The 19,424-nt window shown below is 73.1% G+C and carries 19 protein-coding genes; 9 read left to right on the top strand and 10 right to left on the bottom strand.

What is annotated here, in order from left to right; genetic code table 11:
- Positions 1–150 precede the first annotated feature (150 nt).
- Positions 151–828 (top strand): pyridoxal 5'-phosphate synthase, encoded by a 678-nt coding sequence (locus tag ACIQU3_RS13850; RefSeq protein ID WP_403732546.1) that lies wholly within the window; start codon positions 151–153, stop codon positions 826–828.
- Here ACIQU3_RS13850 and ACIQU3_RS13845 read toward each other — a convergent pair.
- The 5 genes from ACIQU3_RS13845 to ACIQU3_RS13825 all read right to left on the bottom strand — a co-directional run bounded on the left by ACIQU3_RS13845 (position 805) and on the right by ACIQU3_RS13825 (position 3,620).
- Positions 805–1,749 (bottom strand): GNAT family N-acetyltransferase, encoded by a 945-nt coding sequence (locus ACIQU3_RS13845; RefSeq protein WP_403925008.1) that lies wholly within the window; start codon positions 1,747–1,749, stop codon positions 805–807. The two genes, ACIQU3_RS13850 and ACIQU3_RS13845, sit on opposite strands and share 24 nt — an antisense overlap.
- Before the next feature lie 60 nt (positions 1,750–1,809).
- Positions 1,810–2,022 (bottom strand): DUF4287 domain-containing protein, encoded by a 213-nt coding sequence (locus ACIQU3_RS13840; RefSeq protein ID WP_403732541.1) that lies wholly within the window; start codon positions 2,020–2,022, stop codon positions 1,810–1,812.
- A gap of 96 nt (positions 2,023–2,118) precedes the next feature.
- On the bottom strand, positions 2,119–2,745 hold the full coding sequence (locus ACIQU3_RS13835; RefSeq protein WP_403732538.1) for a GNAT family N-acetyltransferase: 627 nt from the start codon (positions 2,743–2,745) through the stop codon (positions 2,119–2,121).
- A gap of 9 nt (positions 2,746–2,754) precedes the next feature.
- Positions 2,755–3,171 (bottom strand): Zn-ribbon domain-containing OB-fold protein, encoded by a 417-nt coding sequence (locus ACIQU3_RS13830; protein ID WP_403732533.1) that lies wholly within the window; start codon positions 3,169–3,171, stop codon positions 2,755–2,757.
- Complete coding sequence (locus ACIQU3_RS13825) at positions 3,168–3,620, bottom strand: DoxX family protein (protein WP_403732529.1); 453 nt, start codon at positions 3,618–3,620, stop codon at positions 3,168–3,170. The genes ACIQU3_RS13830 and ACIQU3_RS13825 overlap by 4 nt, the downstream gene beginning before the upstream one ends.
- Before the next feature lie 246 nt (positions 3,621–3,866).
- On the opposite strand from ACIQU3_RS13825, the gene ACIQU3_RS13820 reads away from it, so the two are divergent.
- The 5 genes from ACIQU3_RS13820 to ACIQU3_RS13800 all read left to right on the top strand — a co-directional run bounded on the left by ACIQU3_RS13820 (position 3,867) and on the right by ACIQU3_RS13800 (position 9,974).
- Positions 3,867–5,072 carry a flavin-containing monooxygenase gene (locus ACIQU3_RS13820; RefSeq protein WP_403925005.1) on the top strand — a complete coding sequence of 402 codons (1,206 nt, stop codon included), beginning with the start codon at positions 3,867–3,869 and terminating at the stop codon, positions 5,070–5,072.
- A gap of 522 nt (positions 5,073–5,594) precedes the next feature.
- A complete protein-coding gene (locus ACIQU3_RS13815) occupies positions 5,595–7,820 on the top strand; it encodes an acetate--CoA ligase family protein (RefSeq protein WP_403925002.1) in 2,226 nt (741 codons plus the stop codon).
- Complete coding sequence (locus ACIQU3_RS13810) at positions 7,820–8,611, top strand: enoyl-CoA hydratase/isomerase family protein (RefSeq protein ID WP_403924999.1); 792 nt, start codon at positions 7,820–7,822, stop codon at positions 8,609–8,611. Before ACIQU3_RS13815 ends, ACIQU3_RS13810 begins: the two co-directional genes overlap by 1 nt.
- A 56-nt stretch (positions 8,612–8,667) precedes the next feature.
- Positions 8,668–9,270 carry a flavin reductase family protein gene (locus ACIQU3_RS13805; protein WP_403732512.1) on the top strand — a complete coding sequence of 201 codons (603 nt, stop codon included), beginning with the start codon at positions 8,668–8,670 and terminating at the stop codon, positions 9,268–9,270.
- Positions 9,271–9,506: 236 nt separating this feature from the next.
- Positions 9,507–9,974 (top strand): hypothetical protein, encoded by a 468-nt coding sequence (locus tag ACIQU3_RS13800; RefSeq protein WP_403924997.1) that lies wholly within the window; start codon positions 9,507–9,509, stop codon positions 9,972–9,974.
- Between the two features lie 12 nt (positions 9,975–9,986).
- Here the strand turns inward: ACIQU3_RS13800 and ACIQU3_RS13795 are convergent, their stop codons facing one another.
- Positions 9,987–11,285: an MFS transporter gene (locus ACIQU3_RS13795; protein ID WP_403924994.1), complete on the bottom strand. Its 1,299-nt coding sequence runs from the start codon at positions 11,283–11,285 to the stop codon at positions 9,987–9,989.
- 84 nt (positions 11,286–11,369) lie between these two features.
- On the opposite strand from ACIQU3_RS13795, the gene ACIQU3_RS13790 reads away from it, so the two are divergent.
- Positions 11,370–12,443, top strand: a complete 1,074-nt coding sequence (locus ACIQU3_RS13790; RefSeq protein WP_403924991.1) for a GlxA family transcriptional regulator — start codon at positions 11,370–11,372, stop codon at positions 12,441–12,443.
- A gap of 12 nt (positions 12,444–12,455) precedes the next feature.
- Here the strand turns inward: ACIQU3_RS13790 and ACIQU3_RS13785 are convergent, their stop codons facing one another.
- The 3 genes from ACIQU3_RS13785 to ACIQU3_RS13775 all read right to left on the bottom strand — a co-directional run bounded on the left by ACIQU3_RS13785 (position 12,456) and on the right by ACIQU3_RS13775 (position 15,772).
- Positions 12,456–13,505, bottom strand: a complete 1,050-nt coding sequence (locus ACIQU3_RS13785; RefSeq protein WP_403924988.1) for a Zn-dependent alcohol dehydrogenase — start codon at positions 13,503–13,505, stop codon at positions 12,456–12,458.
- Positions 13,505–14,653 (bottom strand): acyl-CoA dehydrogenase family protein, encoded by a 1,149-nt coding sequence (locus ACIQU3_RS13780; protein WP_403924986.1) that lies wholly within the window; start codon positions 14,651–14,653, stop codon positions 13,505–13,507. The genes ACIQU3_RS13785 and ACIQU3_RS13780 overlap by 1 nt, the downstream gene beginning before the upstream one ends.
- A gap of 204 nt (positions 14,654–14,857) precedes the next feature.
- Positions 14,858–15,772: an SDR family oxidoreductase gene (locus ACIQU3_RS13775; RefSeq protein ID WP_403732495.1), complete on the bottom strand. Its 915-nt coding sequence runs from the start codon at positions 15,770–15,772 to the stop codon at positions 14,858–14,860.
- A 104-nt stretch (positions 15,773–15,876) separates the two neighbouring features.
- Between ACIQU3_RS13775 and ACIQU3_RS13770 the strand changes: the two genes are divergently transcribed.
- The gene (locus ACIQU3_RS13770; RefSeq protein ID WP_403924983.1) at positions 15,877–16,803 is read left to right on the top strand and encodes a cyclase family protein; all 927 of its coding nucleotides are present in this window, start codon (positions 15,877–15,879) and stop codon (positions 16,801–16,803) included.
- Positions 16,804–16,859: 56 nt separating this feature from the next.
- Here ACIQU3_RS13770 and ACIQU3_RS13765 read toward each other — a convergent pair whose 3' ends face one another.
- Positions 16,860–17,945 carry a right-handed parallel beta-helix repeat-containing protein gene (locus ACIQU3_RS13765; protein ID WP_403924980.1) on the bottom strand — a complete coding sequence of 362 codons (1,086 nt, stop codon included), beginning with the start codon at positions 17,943–17,945 and terminating at the stop codon, positions 16,860–16,862.
- Positions 17,946–18,599: 654 nt separating this feature from the next.
- On the opposite strand from ACIQU3_RS13765, the gene ACIQU3_RS13760 reads away from it, so the two are divergent.
- Entirely contained in the window at positions 18,600–19,346 is a 747-nt protein-coding gene (locus ACIQU3_RS13760) for an IPT/TIG domain-containing protein (protein WP_403740425.1), read from the top strand.
- Positions 19,347–19,424: the final 78 nt, after the last annotated feature.

The following is a 19,424-nucleotide window of genomic DNA, read 5'->3' as shown; positions in this document are numbered from 1 at the left end:
AGCGGCCTGCGCCACTCCTGGGCCGCACGTACGGGACGCCGGTGCCGGGGGCGGAGTGAGCGGCCTGCGCCCCTGCTGGACCCCGCGCCACGCCCGGGGGCCTGCCGGCCCCCACCGCCGCCCTCGCGCGCGACCGGTGACAATCGAGGCATGGCAACCGATCTTCACGAGCTGCTGAGGTCACTGCGGGTCTGGGACCCGAAGGTCACGGACCTGCGCTCCTTCGAGCCGGGCACCGCTCCGGCCGCGCCGCTGCCCCTGTTCACCGAGTGGTTCGCGGCGGCGGTGGCGGCCGGCCAGACCGAGCCGCACACCATGTCGCTGGCGACGTCGGACGAGTCGGGTCTGCCCGACGTGCGGATCGTGATGCTGCACGGCGCCGACGCCGACGGCTGGTCCTTCGCGTCACACGCCGGCAGCCGCAAGGGCCGGCACCTCGCCGGCCGCCCGTACGCCGCGCTCGGCTTCTACTGGCCGGTACTGGGCCGCCAGGTCCGGGTCCGCGGCCCGGTGACCGCGGCTCCGTCCGAGGCGGCCCAGGGCGACCTGCACGCCCGGTCGACGGGCGCGCTGGCGGCGGCGCTGACCGGGCGGCAGAGCGAGGTCCTGCCCTCCCTGGACGACCTGGCCCGGGCCTCGGAGTCGGCGTGGGAACGAGCGTCCCGCGAGCCGGAGGCACCGGTGCCGTCCTGGACGCTGTACCGGCTGCGGGCCGAGGAAGTGGAGTTCTTCCAGGGCGACGAGCGCCGCCGCCACGTCCGGCTTCGCTACCGGCGGGCGGAGGAGCGGGCCGGCGAGGAGTGGTCACGGGAGCTGCTGTGGCCGTGAGGCCGGTGTCTCCGGCTGCCGCCCGGGCGTGATCGGAGACCACGTGAAGTCGTACACCGCGAAGTCGGCCACCGGGCGGTAGCCGATGCGCTGGTAGAGACCGTTGCTGGTGGGGTTGGACAGGTCCGTGAAGAGGAGGACCTCCTCTGCTCCGGCGGCGCGGGCGGCGCGGCTGACCTCGGCTGTCGCCGCACCCGCGTAGCCGCGGCCGCGCAGATGGGGCGGGGTGTAGACGGGGGCGACACGAACCTGGCCGGCGACGCGGGGCGTGGTGCCGGCCATCGCGACGGGGGTGCCGTCGGGGGTCTCCCAGAAGGTGATGCCGCCGTTGTCGATCCGGGCGTCCGCCCACTCGGCGGAGTCGCGGACGGTGCCCAGGCCGACGGATGCGCTGAACTCGTCGTGCCAGTGCCGGAGCCGCTCGCGGTCGGACGCGACGGCCACCCTGGGGCGGCCGGGCGGCACGGGCCCGGGCGGGGTCAGCGTGCCGAGCCGGTAGAGCCGCTGGCGCTGACGCAGGGCGGCCGGGACGCCCGTGTGCCGCTGCCAGGCTTCGGCGAAGGCGGCCGCGGTGCCGGAGTCCGCGTTCACACCGGGCGGGCGCCGCCCGAGGGCGGCCAGGCGCGCGGCCAGGGAATCGGCGTCCCCCGGCGTCAGCGCCGTGACGTTCAGCCAGTGCGGCGGGGTGCGGAAGAAGGCCGCCCGGACCTCCCCGTCCCGTTCCCATACGCCGAACTCCGGTGGCCCCTCTCCGTACACGCACCGGCCGCGCGTCCGCAGGGTCTCCGTGACGGTCAGCGGCACGGTGTGCAGCGCCGGCCGGGAGCGGAGGAAGGCGCCGGCGCGGGCGAGGAAGCCGTCCAGGTCATGGGTGAGGTGCCAACTGCCCCTCCCGCTCGTGGTGTTCCTGTCGGTGTCCATGGTTCATGGTGCCGTCCGCCGACCGCCGGGCACTCCTGATTTTCGGCAGAGCCCGTCGGCTCAGGTGCCGCTGTCCTCGGCGAGCGTGTACGCCACCAGCGCGTTGGCGTGGCCGTGTCCCAGGCCGTGTTCGGTCTTGAGCCAGGTGACGAGCTCCATGTGCCGGGTCAGCGGCGAGGTGCGGATCAGCTCCTGCCAGTCGGCGATCGGCCGGCCGTACTTCTTCTCGATGGACGGGAAGTAACTGGCGGGGCCCTTCACGGGTGCGGTCATCTCGGGCGGTCCCTTTTCTGCACTGCGGTGGCGCTTCGGTCACGGGTATGACCGGTGGTGCGGGCGGGACTGATCGGCCGAGTGGAGTGACGTGCGTCACATGAGCGCTCTCGATCCCTCCCGTGGATCCCGCGGTTCCTGGTCCGTGGCCAGGCGGGCGTGCAGATGGGCGTCCCGGAAGGCGTCATGCCGGTCCTCCTCGAAGATCGCGTCGCGCAGGGTGCCCTCGTACGGGAACCCGCACCGCTCGGCGATCCGGCACGAGGCGTCGTGGCCGACCGCGTGGTCCAGCTCCAGCCGGTGCAGGCCGAGTTCCGTGAGGGCCCAGCGCGCGGCGAGCAGGAGAGCGCGCGTGGCGACGCCCTGGCCGCGGGCCTCCGGGAGGACCCAATAGCCGACCCGGGCGACCTTCAGGTGGTACTTGATCTCGTTGACGCCGATGTGTCCCAGGGAGGCGTCGCTGTGCGCGTCCGCGACCCGGAACGACACCGACGTCCCCTCCAGGGCGCTCTGCGCCCGCGCGAGCAGGGACTCCCGCGCACTCGCCCGGTCGGTGACCGGCCGCAGCGGGGTGTTCCAGCGCCGGAACTCCGGGTCGCTCAGCCCTCGCAGCCACGTGTCCACGTCCGCACCCGACCCCGCGTTCCAGGGGTGCAGGCGGAGGCCGTGGCCGTGCAGGTCCGGACGGGGGCCGGTAAGGGACTGGTCGCGTATGGGGGCCATGGGGCCCATTCAACCCCTCGGCACCGGCCGGAACACCGGGATCCCGTCCCGGAACACCGCCTCCAGGTCCACCCCGTCCGACAGCTCCGGACCCGCACCGGCCCGGTGGGCCTCCGTCCCCACGATCTCCGTCATCATCCGCGGCCCCTCCGCCAGCTGGACCACGGCGGCGACGTACGGGACACGGTCCCGGAAGGGCGGCAGGTCGTTGCGGTGGACGACGGACCAGGTGTAGAGCGTGGCGCGGCCGCCGGCCGTCTCCCACGACACGTCCTCACTCCAGCAGTGGGGACAGAACTCGCGCGGGTAGTGGTGGGCCCGGCCGCACGCCCCGCAGCGGCGGATCAGCAGCCTGCCCTCGGCGCAGGCGTCCCAGTACGTCCGGGTGAAGGCGTCGGGCTCGGGCAGGTCGAAACGGCCGGTCATCGAAACAGCCCGAGGGCACTGTCCAGCGACCACGCCTGCCAGGACATCCCGAACAGTCCGACCACCGACATCAGCGCCATCATCGAGTTCTGCCCCTGCTCGGCGACGTCGTGGACCATGAGCGTGAAGTAGAGCGCGTTGAGCAGGAGGCCGCCGACCAGGGCGACCGGGGTGAGGAACCCGGCGATCAGGCCCAGTCCTAGGGCCAGTTCCGCGTGGACGACGACGTACGCCATCACGCGCGGGCGCGGCGCGACGACCGCCTCGAAGCCCGAACGGACCGCGCTCCAGCGGTGCTCGGCGGCTATCCCGGCGGCCCATGCGATGCCGGCACCCCGCTCGAACCAGGCCTTGCGGTCCTTGTGCCGCCAGCTCTCCAGCCACCACAGCCCGAGCCCGATCCGCAGCACGGCCAGCCATTCCGCCCCGGTGAGCCAGATCGCGTCCATGTGATCTGACGGTACGTCAGTTACACGGATGCGCAAGACCCCCCTCGGCGATCCACCCGGTGGGCACCCCCCGACCGCGCCCGGCACACACGACCGGCCGCACCGCCAGGAACGATCACCATGCCGCCACAACTCGACCCGCCGCCCACAGGCCCCGCCCCCTCCCCCTACAGCCGTGATCATTCCGTAACCAATTCCGGTCTTGACCGAGACCCATCAAGCGGTCCCGTGATTACGCTCCCGCTCATGGCCGACTCCACACCCCCCACACACGCCTCCGCACAGCCCCCACCCGACCGCCCCGTCTACGTCATCGGCGGCGGCCCCGGCGGGCTGTCCGTGGCGTACGCGCTGCGCGCCCGGGGCGTCCGGGCCGTCGTCCTGGAGAAGTCCGACCGCGTCGGGGCGTCCTGGCGCGGCCACTACGACCGGCTGCGCCTGCACACCACCCGCCGCCTCTCCGCCCTGCCCGGACTGCCGATGCCGCGCCGGTTCGGACGGTGGGTGTCCCGGGACGACGTGGTGCGGTACCTGGAGAAATACGCCGAGCACCACCGTCTGGAGATCGTCACCGGCGTCGAGGTGACCCGCGTCGAGCGCGCCCCCGACGGCACGGGCTGGCTGCTGCACGCCACCGGCGGCCGGGAACTGACCGGCGCGGCCGTGGTCGTCGCCACCGGCTACAACCACACCCCGCGCCTGCCGGACTGGCCCGGCCGCTCCGCCTACACCGGCGAGTTCCTGCACGCCGGCGAGTACCGCAGCGGCAAGCCCTACGCGGGCCGGGACGTCCTCGTCGTCGGGGTGGGCAACACCGGCGCCGAGATCGCCGTCGACCTGGTGGAGAGCGGCGCCTCGCGGGTCCGGCTCGCCGTGCGCACCGTCCCCCACATCGTGCGCCGTTCGACCGCCGGCTGGGCCGCCCAGTACAGCGGCGTCCTGGTGCGCCGGCTGCCGGTCGGCCTGGTCGACCGGATCTCCCGGGTGCAGGCCAGGGTGGCGGTGCCCGACCTTTCGGCCCACGGGCTGCCGCGTCCTGACACGGGGCTGTACTCGCGGGTGAAGCAGGGGGCGATCCCGGTGCAGGACGTCGGCCTGATCGACGCCGTGCGCAAGGGCAGGGTGGAGATCGTGGCCGCCGTGGAGGGCTTCGAGGACGGCGGCGAGGTCGCCCTGGCCGACGGCAGCCGGATCTCCCCGGACGCGGTGATCGCCGCCACCGGATACGTCCGCGCACTGGAGGGCCTCGTCGGCCACCTCGGCGTGCTCGACGACCGCGGCAGGCCCGTCGCCCAGGGTGCCCGCACCCCGCAGGCCGCCCCGGGCCTGTACTTCACCGGCTTCACCAACCCGATCAGCGGCAACCTGCGCGAGATGGCGCTGGACGCGGTGAAGATCGCGAAGGCCGTCGCACGGAACGGCGCGCGGGGCGTGTCCCGACTGCCGGCCTGAGACCCGCCCGGCCCGGCCCGGCACACTGCCGGGCCGGCGCCCGCGTCCGCCCGGGCGGGCGACTGCCGGACCGAAGCCCCGCCCCCGCCCGGCCCGGCGACAGCCGGACCGAGCCCGCCTCGGCCCCGTCCGGGGTACTGCCGGATCGAAGCCCGCACCCGCCCGGTCCGGAGCTCAGCCGGGTCGAAACCCACCCCCGCCCGGTCCGGAGCACAGCCAGGTCGAAACCCACCCCCACCCGGTCCGGAGCGCAGCCGGGTCGCAACCCACCCCCACCCGGCCCGGAGCGCAGCCGGGTCGCAACCCACCCCCGCCCGGTCCGGAGTGCGGCCGGGTCGAAGCCCGCACCGCCCCTCCCCGCACCGCCACACCACACGGTCCCGCCCGATCCCGCCCGGTCCCGCCCGGTCCCGCCCGGCGTATCGACAACTTAGCTTGCCCGCTCGGTTCCTGACGTCGCATCAGTTCAGTAATCTGACAATGCGTCAGTTAGCTGCTGTCTCACAGGAGCGGGCGGAAACGATGCTTGGATCGACCCACGGCACCCTCACCACCGACTCCCGCCGGGCCCGGGCCATCGCCTGTGGCGAGCGGTCCGGGCCCGTCGTGCACGGCAGGCCGGCCCAGGCGGGCGACCTGGACGTCGGCGGACGGCCACTGCACGCCGGCGTACCCGATCTCGACCGCTTCTTCCACCCCCGGTCCGTCGCCGTAATCGGTGCCTCGGACACCGAGGGCCGCCCCAACACCGGCATCACGCGGCAGCTGGCCGGCTGGGCGGAGCGGGTCGGCGCCCGGCTGCACCCGGTGCATCCCAGCCGGCCGGCCGTCTTCGGCATCCCCTGCTCCCCGTCCGTCGCCGCCCTGCCCGAACAGGTCGATCTGGCCGTCGTACTGGTCGGAGACCCGCTCCCGGTGATCGAGGAACTGGCCGACGCCAAGGCGCGGTTCGCGGTCGTCTTCGCGTCCGGGTTCGCGGAGACCGGACCGGAGGGCGAGGCCGCCCAGCGGCGACTGGCCGCCGCCGTGGAGCAGTCCGGGATGCGGCTGCTGGGGCCGAACACCAACCTCAACGCCTTCGAGCGGTTCCGCGACGACCTTCAGGGGCCGGCGATCGCCCTGATCACCCAGTCCGGACACCAGGGCCGCCCCGTCTTCGCCCTCCAGGAACTCGGCATCCGCCTCTCCCACTGGGCCCCCACCGGCAACGAGGCCGACCTGGACAGTGCCGACTTCCTGTCCTACTTCGCCGAGCAACCCGAGGTCGGCGCCATCGCCTGCTACCTCGAAGGGCTGAAGGACGGCCGTGCCTTCCTGCTCGCCGCAGACCGGGCCGCCCGGCGCGGAGTGCCGGTCGTGGCCGTCAAGGTGGGCCGCACCGAGACCGGCGCCCGCACGGCCGCCTCCCACACCGGCAGACTGACCGGCGCGGACGCCGTGGTGGACGCGGCGCTGCGCCAGTACGGCGTGATCCGTGTCGACGGGCTGGACGAACTCCAGGACACCGCGGCCCTGCTGGCCCGGGCCCGGCCACCGCGGGCCGACGGCGTCGTCGTCTACTCCATCTCGGGCGGCACGGGCGCGCACGTCGCCGATCTCGCAACCGAGGCGGGCCTGAGCCTGCCGGTCCTGTCCGAGGCCAAGCAGGCCGAGCTGCACCAGTGGATCCCCGCGTACCTGTCCGTCGCCAACCCGGTCGACAACGGCGGGCACCCGGTCGGGGACGAGCGCGGCCGGAAGATCATCGACGCCATCCTCGACGATCCCGACGTGGGCGTGCTGATCTGCCCGGTCACCGGGCCGTTCCCGCCGCTCAGCGACCGGCTCGTCCGGGACCTGGTGGACGCGGCCGAGCAGACCGACAAGCTGGTGTGCGTGGTGTGGGGTTCGCCGGTCGGCACCGAACCCGCCTACCGCGAGGTGCTGCTCGGCTCCTCCCGCGTGGCCACCTTCCGCACGGTCGGCAACTGTCTCACCGCCGTCCGCGCCCACCTCGCCCACCACCGCTTCACGGCCGCCTACCGCTCCCCCTTCGACGAGGCCCCGCGCACTCCCTCGCCGTCCTACCGCAAGGCACAGGCCCTGATGCACCCCGGCGGGCAGCTGAGCGAGCACGCGGCGAAGCAGCTGCTGCGGGCGTACGGCATCCGCGTCCCGCGCGAGCAGCTGGTGACCAGTGCGGCGGCGGCCGTCCGGGCGGCCGGGCTCGTGGGCTACCCGGTGGTGATGAAGGCCTCCGGTGCCCGGATCGCGCACAAGACCGAGCTGGGCCTAGTGAAGATCGGGCTGACCTCGGCCAGCCAGGTCCGCGACGCCTACCGGGAGCTGACCGACATCGCCCGCTACGAGGACGTCACCCTGGACGGCGTCCTGGTCTGCCAGATGGTGGAGCAGGGCGTGGAGACGGTCGTCGGCGTCGCCCACGACGACCTGTTCGGCCCGACCGTGACCGTCGGTCTCGGCGGTGTGCTCGTCGAGGTGCTGCGCGACACGGCCGTCGGGGTGCCGCCCTTCGGGGAGGAGCAGGCGCGGGACATGATCTCCGGGCTGCGCGGCCGGGCCCTGCTCGACGGGGTGCGGGGGCGGCCGGCGGCGGATCTGGACGCGCTGGTGGAGGTCGTCCTGCGGGTGCAGCGCATGGCCCTGGAACTGGGCGACCAGCTGGCCGAGCTGGACATCAACCCGCTGATGGTGCTGCCGCAGGGGCAGGGCGCCGTGGCGCTGGACGCGCTGGCGGTGTGCCGCTGATGGCGGGGCCGACGGTGCTGCACACGACCACGGACCAGGTCCTCACCCTCACCCTCAACCGGCCCGAGAGCCTCAACGCCCTGACGCCCGGGCAGCGCGAGGAGGTCATCGGGCTGCTGTCGGAGGCGTCCGCCACGGCGGACGTGCGGGCCGTGGTGATCACGGGGACGGGCCGCGGCTTCTGCGCCGGGGCGGACCTCCGGGGTTCCGGCGCCCTGGGTGAACGGCTCGCGGGGGACGTCGCGCGCACCCTGCGCACCGGCGCCCAGCGGCTGATCGCCGCCGTGCTCGACTGCGAGAAACCGGTGATCGCGGCGGTGAACGGGACGGCGGCCGGCCTCGGGGCGCACCTCGCGTTCGCCTGCGACCTGGTCCTCGCGGCCGAGTCCGCCCGCTTCATCGAGGTGTTCGTACGGCGCGGGCTGGTTCCCGACGGCGGCGGCGCCCACCTCCTCCCCCGGCTCGTCGGCCCACAGCGGGCGAAGGAGCTGATGTTCTTCGGTGACGCGCTCACCGCCCCGGACGCCGAACGCCTCGGGCTGGTCAACCGGGTCGTCCGGGACGAGGAGCTGGAGAAGACTGCACGCGCCTGGGCCGAGCGCCTCGCTGCCGGACCGACCCGCGCCCTCGCCCTGACCAAGCAGCTCGTCAACGCCTCCCTCGACACCGACCGCGCCGCCGCCTTCGCAGCCGAGGCCGCGGCGCAGGAGATCAACATGACGACGACGGACGCACAGGAGGGCGTGCGGAGCTTCGTGGAGCGCCGGGGCGCGGAGTTCAGGGGACGCTGACCCTTCCTATCTGACGGCACGTCAGCTTCAATGGCGGGGTGATGGGACAAGCAGGGATGGCGGAAGCCGCCGTCCGCTACCTCAGGTCGGTCCGCACAGCCGCCCCAGAGCCCGTCGAGCCGCTGCCCCGCCCCGAGTTGAGGTGCGTCGGCGCCGACGAACGCGCTCCGCTCGACCCCCGGGAGTTCCGCAGGGTCCTGGGGAACTTCGCCACCGGCGTGGCCGTGATCACGGCACCCCCGGCCACCGGCGACGGCTCCCCGGCCGGTTTCGCGTGCCAGTCCTTCACGTCCCTCTCCCTCGACCCGCCGCTGGTCGCCTTCATGGTGGGCCGTACGTCGACGACCTGGCCACGCATCGCCGGCGCCGGGTTGTTCTGCGTGAACGTACTGGCCGAGGGCCAGGACGAGTTGTGCCGGGCCTTCGCGGTGAGCGGCGCGGACAAGTTCGCGGGGGTGGAGTACGACGCGGCACCGGTGTCGGGCGCCCCGCGGCTGCCGGGCGCCGTCGCCTGGATCGACTGCACGATCCACGCCGTCCACACCGGCGGCGACCACCTCATCGTGGTGGGCCGGGTGAACGCCCTGGGCACAGGCGACGCCCCGGACGGGCCGCTCCTGTTCCACCGGGGGCGGTTCACCCGGCTGACCCCGCCGTAGGGCTCACCTCGCCGCCGGCCGCCACAGTGACGTGACCTCGGCGGATCGCGGCACGGAGCGGATCACCGGTGTCCCGTACGCGGGAGTGGCGCGGGCGGGTGTCCAGCCGCCCTGCGACGCGCAGCCCCGCCGCCGCGACGGCGTCCCGCGCCTCGCCCCGGTCGGGGCAGTGGGGTTGCAGCATTGAGAACAGGCAGATCAGCCGGAGCGTCCCGGCGGAACGGGGAGGCGGCGCCATGCACACCGAGGACAGCCCGGAGGAGCCCGCCGAGCATGCGCGGTTCGGCCGGTATCTCGTCGAGCTGGAGCAGGTCGCCGACCGGGACGAGGTCGAGCTGGTGGGGCGTGACCTGGCCGATCCGGACCAGGTGATGGCCCAGGCCGCCGTGGTGCGGCACGTCGATCGCCGCGCCGCGGAGCTCCGCCCCGAAGCCGCCTGGCAGGAGTGGGCCGGGGCCATGGCCCGGGTGGTGGACGGCCGTCCCTTCCTGGTGCGGCGTCTGGAGGAGTGGTCGCTGTACCGGTCCGTGGTGCTGCGGCTGCCCTGGCACCGGGACGATCTGCTCGCCGCCTCCGACCGGCTCCAGCTGAGGACCGCGGCCGGTTCGAACCCCGAGGCCCTCGCCGTCCTCGCAGCACACGGGCGGACGAAGCGGATCCGCAGCACCGCCCGGGCGGGTCTCGCACGGCTGGACCCCGCCTGACGGGCGGCGGGTTCAGGCGGCCGCCGCGAGCACCGGCCTGCGCCGGATCACCAGCGCCATCAGCGCCGCCGCCGCGCACAGGGCGCCGGAGGCGTACCAGACCACGTCGTACGTGCCGAACGTGTCCCTCGCGACACCGCCCAGGAAGGCGACGAGGGCGGCCCCGACCTGGTGGGAGGCCAGGACCCAGCCGAAGACGATCGCGCTGTCCTCGCCGTACTGCTCACGGCACAGGGCGAGGGTGGGCGGGACCGTGGCGACCCAGTCGAGGCCGTAGAAGACGATGAAGAAGACCATCGGCGGGTGGACCGCCGGGCCCAGCAGGAGCGGGAGGAACATCAGCGACACGCCCCGCAGCGCGTAGTACACGGCCAGCAGACGGCGCGGCTCGAAGCGGTCCGTGAACCAGCCGGAGGCGATCGTGCCGACGACGTCGAAGACCCCGATGACCGCGAGCAGGGACGCGGCGGCCTGGCCGGGCATGTGGTGGTCGTGGGCCGCGGGGATGAAGTGCGTCTGGATCAGGCCGTTGGTGGAGGCTCCGCAGATCGCGAAGGTGCCGGCGAGCAGCCAGAACGGGCCGGTGCGCACGGCGGACAACAGCACGGTCACGGCCCGGCGGGCGGCACCTCGGACGGGCGGGGGCTTCGGCACGAACTCGGCGGCCCCGTACGGCTTCTGGCCCACGTCCGCCGGGTGGTCGTGCAGCAGGAGCCATACGAACGGCACCACCGCGAGCGCGGCGAGCGCGACCGTCACGGCCGCCGGACGCCAGTCGTACCGGGCGATGATCCAGGACAGCAGGGGCAGGAAGATCAGCTGGCCGGAGGCCGAGGCGGCGGTGAGGATGCCGCTGACCAGTCCGCGCCGCTCGGTGAACCAGCGGTTGGTGACGGTGGCGGCGAAGGCCAGCGCCATGGAGCCGGAACCGAGGCCCACCAGCAGCCCCCAGCACAGCATCAACTGCCAGGCCGCGGTCATCCACACGGTGAGCCAGGAGCCGGCGGCGATCACGGTCAGGGCGACCGCGACAACCCGGCGGATGCCGAAGCGGTCCATCAGGGCCGCCGCGAACGGGGCCGTCAGACCGTACAGCGCGAGATTCACCGAGACCGCGGCGCCGATCGTGCCGCGCGACCAGTCGAACTCCTCGTGCAGCGGGTCGATGAGCAAGCCCGGCACGGAACGGAAGGCGGCGGCACCGATGATCGTCACGAAGGTGACGGCGGCGACGAACCAGGCGCGGTGCACGCGCGCACGGGTCGGCTTCGGCGGCTGCTGGACGGCGGCTGCTTCGGTTGTCTGGGTCACGACATAAAGCTTCCGGCCTGCGGTGCGCTCCATCGAGTGGCCCGAAGGACAGCATTCACTAGGATCGGGCCATACGATCGGGGCATGAAGAATCTGAGCCGTGAGCCGGAGTTCCGCCCGCACCGGGTCGTCGTCCTCGCCCTGGACGGCCTGCTCCCCTTCGAGCTGGGCATTCCGCACCGCATCTTCGGCCGCCCCCGGGACGCCCGGGGACGCCTGCTGTACGACGTCGTCACCTGCTCGATCCGCCCGCCGGGCCCGGTGCAGACCGACGCCGACTTCGCCATCCATGTCGAGCACGGCCCCGAGACCCTGGCCACCGCCGACACCGTGATCGTCCCGGCGTCGTACGAACTGGGCCCGGTCTTCGAGCAGGGCGTGCTCACCGGCGAACTGGCCGCCGCCCTGGCCCACATCCGCCCGGGCACCCGGCTCGCCTCCATCTGCACCGGCGTCTACGTCCTGGCCGCCGCAGGTCTCCTGGACGGCCGGCCCGCCACCACGCACTGGGCCGACGCCGACCGCTTCCAGCGGCTCTTCCCGCACATCCGGGTCGATCCGGACGTCCTGTTCATCGACGACGGCGACGTCCTGACCTCCGCCGGTGTCGCGGCCGGCATCGACCTGTGCCTGCACATGGTGCGCCGGGACCACGGGACGGCGGTCGCCAACGACGTGGCCCGCCGCACGGTCGTACCGCCGCACCGCGACGGCGGTCAGGCGCAGTACATCCACCGGCCCGTGCCCGACCCGCAGCAGGCGACCACGACGTCGGCCCGCGCCTGGGCCCTGGGCCGTCTCCACGAGCCGATCCAGCTGCGCGACATGGCCGCCCAGGAGTCCATGTCCGTTCGCACCTTCACCCGCCGCTTCCGTGAGGAGACCGGCGTCAGCCCCGGCCAGTGGCTCACCCAGCAGCGCGTGGAGCGGGCCCGTCACCTCCTGGAGTCCACCGACCGTTCCGTCGACCAGGTCGCCCGGGACGCGGGCTTCGGCACGGCCCAGTCCATGCGCCAGCACCTCCAGTCGGCGCTGGGAGTCACGCCCACGGCCTACCGGCGCACGTTCCGCGCGGAGAACGAGAGCACCGCGGCCGTCGAGGGGTTAGCACCGCCGCTCCCAGAGCAGGGTGAGCACCGCCCCCTCACAGCAGGCTGAGCACCGCCGCCCTCAGAAAGTGAGCACCGCCCGCGCCACCCGCCCCGCCTCCGCGTCCGCGGCGGCCTTCTCGAAGTCCTCGACCGGGTAGGTCCTGGTGACCAGTTCGTCGAGCAGGAGGCGCCCCTGGCGGTACAGCCCGGCGTACAGGGCGATGTCCCGCTGCGGGCGCGAGGAACCGTAGCGGCAGCCCAGGATGGACTTGTCGAGGTACATGGAGGAGACGCGGAAGGACGCCTCGGCCGTGGCGGGCGGGACCCCCAGCAGGACGGCCTGGCCGTGCCGGTCCAGCGCGTCGATCGCCTGCCGGATCAGCTCCACGCGGCCGACGCACTCGAAGGCGTGGTCCACACCCGTGGGCAGGAGGTCGCGCACGCCCTCGGCCGAGGCGAGGAAGTCGGTCGCGCCGAACCGTCGTGCCGCCTCTTCCTTCGCCGGGTTGGCGTCGACGGCGACGATCCGCCCGGCACCCGCGAGCCGGGCCCCCTGGAGCACGTTCAGGCCGATGCCGCCCGTCCCGATGACCAGGACGCTGTCACCGCGGTCCACCCGCGCCCGGTTCAGCACGGCTCCCACGCCCGTCAGCACCCCGCACCCGATGAGCGCCGCCGACGTCAGCGGGACGTCGCCGGGGATCGGGACCGTCTGTACGGCCTTGACGACGGTGCGTTCGGCGAACGCCGAGTTGGACGCGAACTGGTGCACCGGCGAGCCGCCGTGGCGGAACGGCCGGCCCGGGCGTCCCATGGCCCGCCGGCACATGGTGGGCCGCCCGCGGTCGCACTCCGCGCACGTACCGCAGTTCGCCAGGGTGGACAGCGCCACATGGTCCCCTGGCGCGACATGGGTGACGCCCACACCCACCGCCTCCACGACCCCGGCCCCCTCATGGCCCAGCACCACGGGCACGGGGAAGGGTATGGTCCCGTCCACCACCGACAGATCGCTGTGGCACAGCCCGGCCGCCGAGATCGCGACCCGTACCTCGCCCGGCCCCGGCTCACGCACCTCCAGATCCGTCACGACCCGGACCTGATTCCCGTCGAAGATCACGCCTCGCATTACACGGCCCCCTTGGGCTCCCTGGGCAGGCCGAGCACGCGCTCGGCGATGATCGTGCGCTGGATCTGATCCGAGCCGCCGTAGATCGTGTCGGCCCGCGAGAAGAGGAACAGGTGCTGCGCGGCGTCCAGTTCGTAGGGCGCCGACGCCGACCAGTCGGCGGGGCCCACCCCGGCCGCCGCGCCCCGCACCAGCACCGCGAGTTCCCCGAGCCGCTGGTGCCAGCCGGCCCACAGCAGTTTGGCCACGCTCGGGGCGCCCGCGTCACCGGAACTCCCCAGGGTGCGCAGGGCGTTCCAGCGCATCGTGCGCAGCTCGGCCCACTGCCGCACGAGCCGTTCCCGTACGACGGGGTCCCGCACGGCGCCCGACTCGACGGCCGCCCGCACCACCGCGCCCAGTTCCTCGGCGAACCCGATCTGCTGGGCCAGCGTGGACACACCGCGTTCGAAACCGAGCAGGCTCATGGCGACCCGCCAGCCGTTGCCCGCCCCGCCGACGACGTGCTCCGCGCGGGCGCCGTCGAAGAAGACCTCGTTGAAGTCGCTGGTGCCGGTCATCTGGCGGATGGGGCGGACCTCGATCCGGCCGGGCTGGTCCATGGGCACGAGCAGGAAGCTCAGCCCGTGGTGCCGCGCCGAGCCGGGCTCGGTCCTGGCCAGCACGAAGCACCAGTCCGCCAGGTGCGCGAGCGACGTCCAGACCTTCTGCCCGGTGACGCGGTAGGTACGGCCGTCCGGTTCGCTCACGGCCGCGGTCCGGATCCCGGCCAGATCGGATCCGGCGCCGGGTTCGCTGTAGCCCTGGCACCAGAGTTCGTCACCGGCGGCGATCGGCGGGAGGAAGCGGGACTTCTGCTCGTCGCTGCCGTGGGCGAGGAGTGTGGGCGCGAGCAGGTTCTCCCCGATGTGCCCGGAACGCGGCGGCGCCCCCGACCGCGCGTACTCCTCGGCCCAGACGACCTGCTGGGTGAGGGTGGCCCTGCGGTTCCCGTAGCCGCCCACGCCCCACCCGAGCCCGATCCACCCCTCGGCACCGAGGGTGCGTTCCCACGTGCGGCGGTCGATATCGCCTTTGACGTTCTCGGCCAGCCAGGCCCGGGCTTCCGCACGGAAGTCCTCGTCCGCTCGAGTGAATCCGAAGTCCACGATCGCCGCCTTGGATCGAAGTGACTGGGTGGGCGAGCTGAGGTGGGCCGAGTGCGCAACCCGGCGCCGCGGGGTGCCGCCCGCGCCCACCCATGCCGCCCCGGACGGCACGACTGCCCGCGGACCAACGCCTCGAAGGGGCGCGGGCAACTGGGCGACAAGCCACGACGCACCCGCACCCGCCACACCACCGCCGCCCCCGAACTACCGGGCGTTCGGCCGTTCTCCCCGAGCCGCCGCCTTCTCCATGGCCGCCACCCGCTCCAGCATCGGCATCGGATCCACCCCCACCGACCCGGGCAGAAACTCCGCGATCCCCTCCACGGTCCACCCGCCGGAGGCATACGCCGCACGCAGCTCCCTGGGCTGCGCCCACACCGCGATCTTCGCCCCGGCCACCGTGTACACCTGCCCGGTGATCCCCTCCCGGGAGGCCGCGTCGGACAGCAGGTACACCACCAGGGCGGCGACGTCCTCCGGCTGCCCGATCTCCGCCAGTTCCACCGGCACCCCCGCCGACATGCGGGTCCGCGCCACCGGCGCCACCGCGTTCGCGGTCACCCCGTACTTGTGCAGCCCCAGCGCCGCGCTGCGCACCAGCGAGATGATCCCGCCCTTGGCGGCGCTGTAGTTGGCCTGGGAGACGGACCCCTGGTGGTTGCCGCTGGTGAAGCCGATCAGTGTCCCGGCCCGCTGCTTCCGCATCACCGCGGAGGCCGCCCGGAACACCGTGAACGTGCCCTTCAGGTGCGTCGCGACGACCGGGTCCCACTCCTCCTCGGTCATGTTGAAGAGCATCCGCTCACGGAGGATCCCGGCCACGCAGACGACCCCGTCCAGCCGCCCGTACGACGCCAGCGCCACGTCGACCACCCGCTGCCCGCCCGCCATCGTGGAGATGTCGTCGGCGACGGCCACCGCCTCCCCGCCCGCCGCCTCGATCTCCTTGACGACGGCGTCGGCGACCTCGCTCGTCGGTGCGGACCCGTCGACCGTGACGCCGTAGTCGTTGACGACGACCTTCGCCCCCTCGGCCGCCGCCGCGAGCGCGACCGCCCGGCCGATGCCGCGCCCGGCACCCGTGACGGCGACGACCTTGCCTGCCAAGAAGTTCCCCACGCCCGGCCCCTTCCCGTCCCACGGTTTCTGACGGACCGTTAGATTATCGGTTCCCGAATTCTACGACCCGTCAGATACGGGAAGACAAGCCCCGGGGAGGACTCATGTCGCTGCCGGACGCGTTCCACGACATCGCCAAGCGCGTGAACAACTGGGGGCGTTGGGGGGCCGACGACGAGATCGGGACGCTGAACCTGATCACCGACGAGGTCGTCCGGGATGCGGCGGCGACCGTCCGCACCGGCCTCCGCGTCCCGCTGGCACTGCCCCTCCAGCAGGACGGCGTGCAGACCGGTGCGATCCCCGGCCGTGTCAACCCCCTGCACACCATGGTGCAGATCAACCAGGAGATCTTCGGCCCGGGCACGGTCGCGTGCAGCGACGACGTGGTGACGATGGGGCTCCAGGCGGCCACCCACTGGGACGCGCTGCCCCACGTCTCGCACTCGGGCCGGCTCTACAACGGCCGTCCGGCCGACACCGTCACCCCGCACGGCGGCGCCGCGTTCGGCGGCATCGGCACGGTCCGGCACGTGGTCTCACGCGCGGTGCTGCTGGACGTCGCCCGGGCCCGGGGCACGGAGCGGCTCGACGGGGGGTACGCCGTCACGCCCGAGGACCTGGACGCCGCCGAGGAGCTGGCCGGCACCCGGGTGCGGGCCGGTGACGTCGTGCTCGTGCGGACCGGCCAGATCCGCAGCCTCCTGGCCGGGGACCGGCACGGCTACGCGTATCCGTCACCGGGGCTGTCGATCCGTACGCCGGAGTGGTTCCACGCGCGCGATGTCGCGGCCGTCGCCAACGACACCCTGACCTTCGAGGTGTTCCCGCCCGAGGTGGACGGACTGTGGCTGCCGGTGCACGCCCTGCATCTCGTGGAGATGGGGATGCCGCAGGGGCAGAACTGGAATCTGGAAGCATTGTCCACAGCCTGTGGAGAAGCGGGCCGCTACGCCTTTCTGCTGGCCGCGACACCCGAGCCGTTCACGGGTGCCACAGGTGCCCCGGTGGCACCCGTGGCCGTCCTCTAGGGCCAGGGGCAGAACACTCCTGCAGCTCGAAGAACTCGGGGGACGCTCGGGACCGTTCAGGAGGAGCAGCCGAGGACCGCCCCGGGCGGGGCGCACTGGTCGGGCGTGTTGCCGGTGACGACGGAACCCGTCAGGACGACCGCACCGCCGTCACGGAGGACACCGCCACCCTGCTCGCCCGCGGTGTTCCCGGTGACGGTGGCCAGGACCAGTGTGGAGGTGCCGGCGAGGTTGTACAGCCCGCCGCCGCCGAGTTCGGCCTCGTTCTCCGTCACACCGGTGGCGACCAGCCGCACCGAGGCGCCCAGGTTGGCGATGCCGCCACCGTTCGAGGCGGCCGAGTTCGTAGCGATCCTCGACGAGGTGACGGTCAGGGGACCGTCACCGGCGAAGACGCCTCCGCCTTCGAAGGTCTCGGCGTCGTTGCGGCTCACGGTCACGCTGCTGAGCGACGTGCTTCCGTAGGTGGCCAGTCCCCCACCGGTGTAGGTGGCGGTGTTCTCCGTGACGGATCCGCCGCTCACGGTCAGCCGGCCGGTGGCGCCGACATGGATGCCACCGCCGTCCGAGGCGGTGTTGCCCGACACGAAGCTGTTGGACAAGCGGGCGGTCCCGCCGGAGGCGACGGCGATACCGCCGCCGAGTCGCGCGGCCTCGCCGCCGGTGACGCGGGAGTTGGCCAGCGAGAGGGTCCCTTGCGTGAGGACGCCGCCCCCGGTGCCATCCGGGGTCGCCGTGGCGCTGCCGTTCGCCAGTGTGATCCCGTTGAGCGTGAGTGATCCGCCGGCGGCGACCTCCGCGATGCGGAACGGCGTGCCGGTGACGCGGGTGATGCCGGCGGAGGCGCCGCTGATGACCACATTCCCGGTGATCACGGGAAGCCCGCTGGGGCCGTTGGGGCCCGGGGGCTGGGCCGGGCCGGAGAGCGGGTAGTCACAGCCCGACGTGAGCGAAATGGACCCGGAACCAAGGCTGTTGGCCTTGTTGATCTCCTGGATCAGCGCGGCGGAATTCCCGCACGGCACCGCCACCGCCCGGCGTGGGCCGAGGCTGCCGGCGGCGGCGTGCGGCACCGTACCCGCCACCGCCGTACCCAGCAGCGCGGCCAGCGCCAGGCAGCGCACTCTTCTCACGGTCAGCACGGAGTCTCCCTTCGTCGGTGCGCCGGACTGCCTCTCGGCAGTCCCACTTGACCGTGACCGTCGATCGTGCGCACGCAGGGCAAGCCGGATGAGTGAGTTCCGCTCCGGGGCGAACCGCATATTCCACTGGGCCATTCGCGTGACATGGCACAGAGCGTCTTGCCGGTCCCGCGGCGGAGGTGGATTACTGAAGGAGATCCAACCGGTGGGCCGCCCATCCTCACCGGGGGCTGCGGCAGCCGCACCACCTGCGACTTCTCCGGAGAAGCCGGGAGTGAATGTTGGCGGACCGCGATGGGCACCCCTGGTGGGGACTTGGATCCAGTCGGCCGGTGTCGTCCACGACACCGGCCGACGCCGTGCCGGCACCGCACACGCACCCCGTCACCCATTACTCCGTCCGGGTGACGTGCAATGACATCCCCTTGTCACTCGGTTGGCCCTGTGGGTCACTGAGAGTACGAACCGGCGGGCTGCCCATCCCCGAGCCGGGGGGACGTCGAGGCAGCCCATGCCGGTTTTCTCCTTGCCCAGGAGGCGTACCGGACCTGTCTCCTCGCCCGCCCGGGGCCCGGCAGCGATGACACCTCCGCCATCGCCGGACGCCTTGTGCCGGTTCCTCGCACGTCTCCATCGACCAGTGAGGAGTGCTTCATGCCCATTTCTCCCAACCAGGGGTCCACCGGCGGCGGCACGCTGGTGACGATCACGGGCACGAACCTGTCGAACACCAGCGCGGTGAAGTTCGGCACCAAGTCGGCCACCGCCGTCACCAACGTCTCGCCGACCCAGGTCACCGCCGTCTCCCCCTCGGGCACCGGCACGGTCGGGGTCACCGTGACCACGCCCGGCGGGACCAGCAACCCGGTTCCGTTCTTCTACGTCGGCGCCCCCTTCAAGTCCTCCCTGGGCACGTCGTCCGGTCCGCTGGCCGGGGGCAACACCATCAGCCTCAACGGCACCGGCCTGTCGACGGCCACCAGTGTCTCCTTCGGCGGAGTGACCGCGACGCCGACCGTGAACTCCGACAGCTCGCTCAGTGTCACGGTTCCCGCCGGCGCGGCGGCCGGACCCGTCTCGGTCAGCGTCACCACCGCGGGCGGCACCAACAACGGTCTGACGTACACCTACGTCGACACCCCGACGATCACGTCCCTCACCCCGACCTCGGGTCCGACCTCGGGCGGCACCGCGGTCACCGTCACGGGCACCAACCTCGACAGCACCGAGTCGGTCACCTTCGACGGTGCCGTGGCACCGTTCTCGGTCATCAACACCACGACCCTCTCGGTGGTGACCCCGCCCGGCACGGCGGGCGCGGTGGACGTGGTGGTGACCAACCCCGCGGGATCGGACACCGCCGTCGGCGCCTTCACGTACGTCGCTGGTCCCGGCATCTGATCCCCCTGGCGGCCTCCGCGCAGCGGAGGCGATGACGCCCGTCCGGGCGGTGGCCCCCCTCCGCCCGGACGGGTCCCC

The organism is Streptomyces sp. NPDC101110 (assembly GCF_044759525.1).
Classification (GTDB): domain Bacteria; phylum Actinomycetota; class Actinomycetes; order Streptomycetales; family Streptomycetaceae; genus Streptomyces.
Note: the sequence above shows the minus strand (reverse complement) of the source record. Positions and strands in the feature narration are given on the sequence as shown.

Coding starts and splice junctions, on each gene's coding strand:
- ACIQU3_RS13845 (WP_403925008.1), bottom strand. CDS start 1,749: ATGGACACCGACAGGAACACCACGAGCGGGAGGGGCAGTTGGCACCTC.
- ACIQU3_RS13850 (WP_403732546.1), top strand. CDS start 151: ATGGCAACCGATCTTCACGAGCTGCTGAGGTCACTGCGGGTCTGGGAC.
- ACIQU3_RS13790 (WP_403924991.1), top strand. CDS start 11,370: ATGAAGAATCTGAGCCGTGAGCCGGAGTTCCGCCCGCACCGGGTCGTC.
- ACIQU3_RS13835 (WP_403732538.1), bottom strand. CDS start 2,745: ATGGCCCCCATACGCGACCAGTCCCTTACCGGCCCCCGTCCGGACCTG.
- ACIQU3_RS13800 (WP_403924997.1), top strand. CDS start 9,507: ATGCACACCGAGGACAGCCCGGAGGAGCCCGCCGAGCATGCGCGGTTC.
- ACIQU3_RS13810 (WP_403924999.1), top strand. CDS start 7,820: ATGGCGGGGCCGACGGTGCTGCACACGACCACGGACCAGGTCCTCACC.
- ACIQU3_RS13785 (WP_403924988.1), bottom strand. CDS start 13,505: ATGCGAGGCGTGATCTTCGACGGGAATCAGGTCCGGGTCGTGACGGAT.
- ACIQU3_RS13770 (WP_403924983.1), top strand. CDS start 15,877: ATGTCGCTGCCGGACGCGTTCCACGACATCGCCAAGCGCGTGAACAAC.
- ACIQU3_RS13815 (WP_403925002.1), top strand. CDS start 5,595: ATGCTTGGATCGACCCACGGCACCCTCACCACCGACTCCCGCCGGGCC.
- ACIQU3_RS13825 (WP_403732529.1), bottom strand. CDS start 3,620: ATGGACGCGATCTGGCTCACCGGGGCGGAATGGCTGGCCGTGCTGCGG.
- ACIQU3_RS13805 (WP_403732512.1), top strand. CDS start 8,668: ATGGCGGAAGCCGCCGTCCGCTACCTCAGGTCGGTCCGCACAGCCGCC.
- ACIQU3_RS13820 (WP_403925005.1), top strand. CDS start 3,867: ATGGCCGACTCCACACCCCCCACACACGCCTCCGCACAGCCCCCACCC.
- ACIQU3_RS13830 (WP_403732533.1), bottom strand. CDS start 3,171: ATGACCGGCCGTTTCGACCTGCCCGAGCCCGACGCCTTCACCCGGACG.
- ACIQU3_RS13760 (WP_403740425.1), top strand. CDS start 18,600: ATGCCCATTTCTCCCAACCAGGGGTCCACCGGCGGCGGCACGCTGGTG.
- ACIQU3_RS13840 (WP_403732541.1), bottom strand. CDS start 2,022: ATGACCGCACCCGTGAAGGGCCCCGCCAGTTACTTCCCGTCCATCGAG.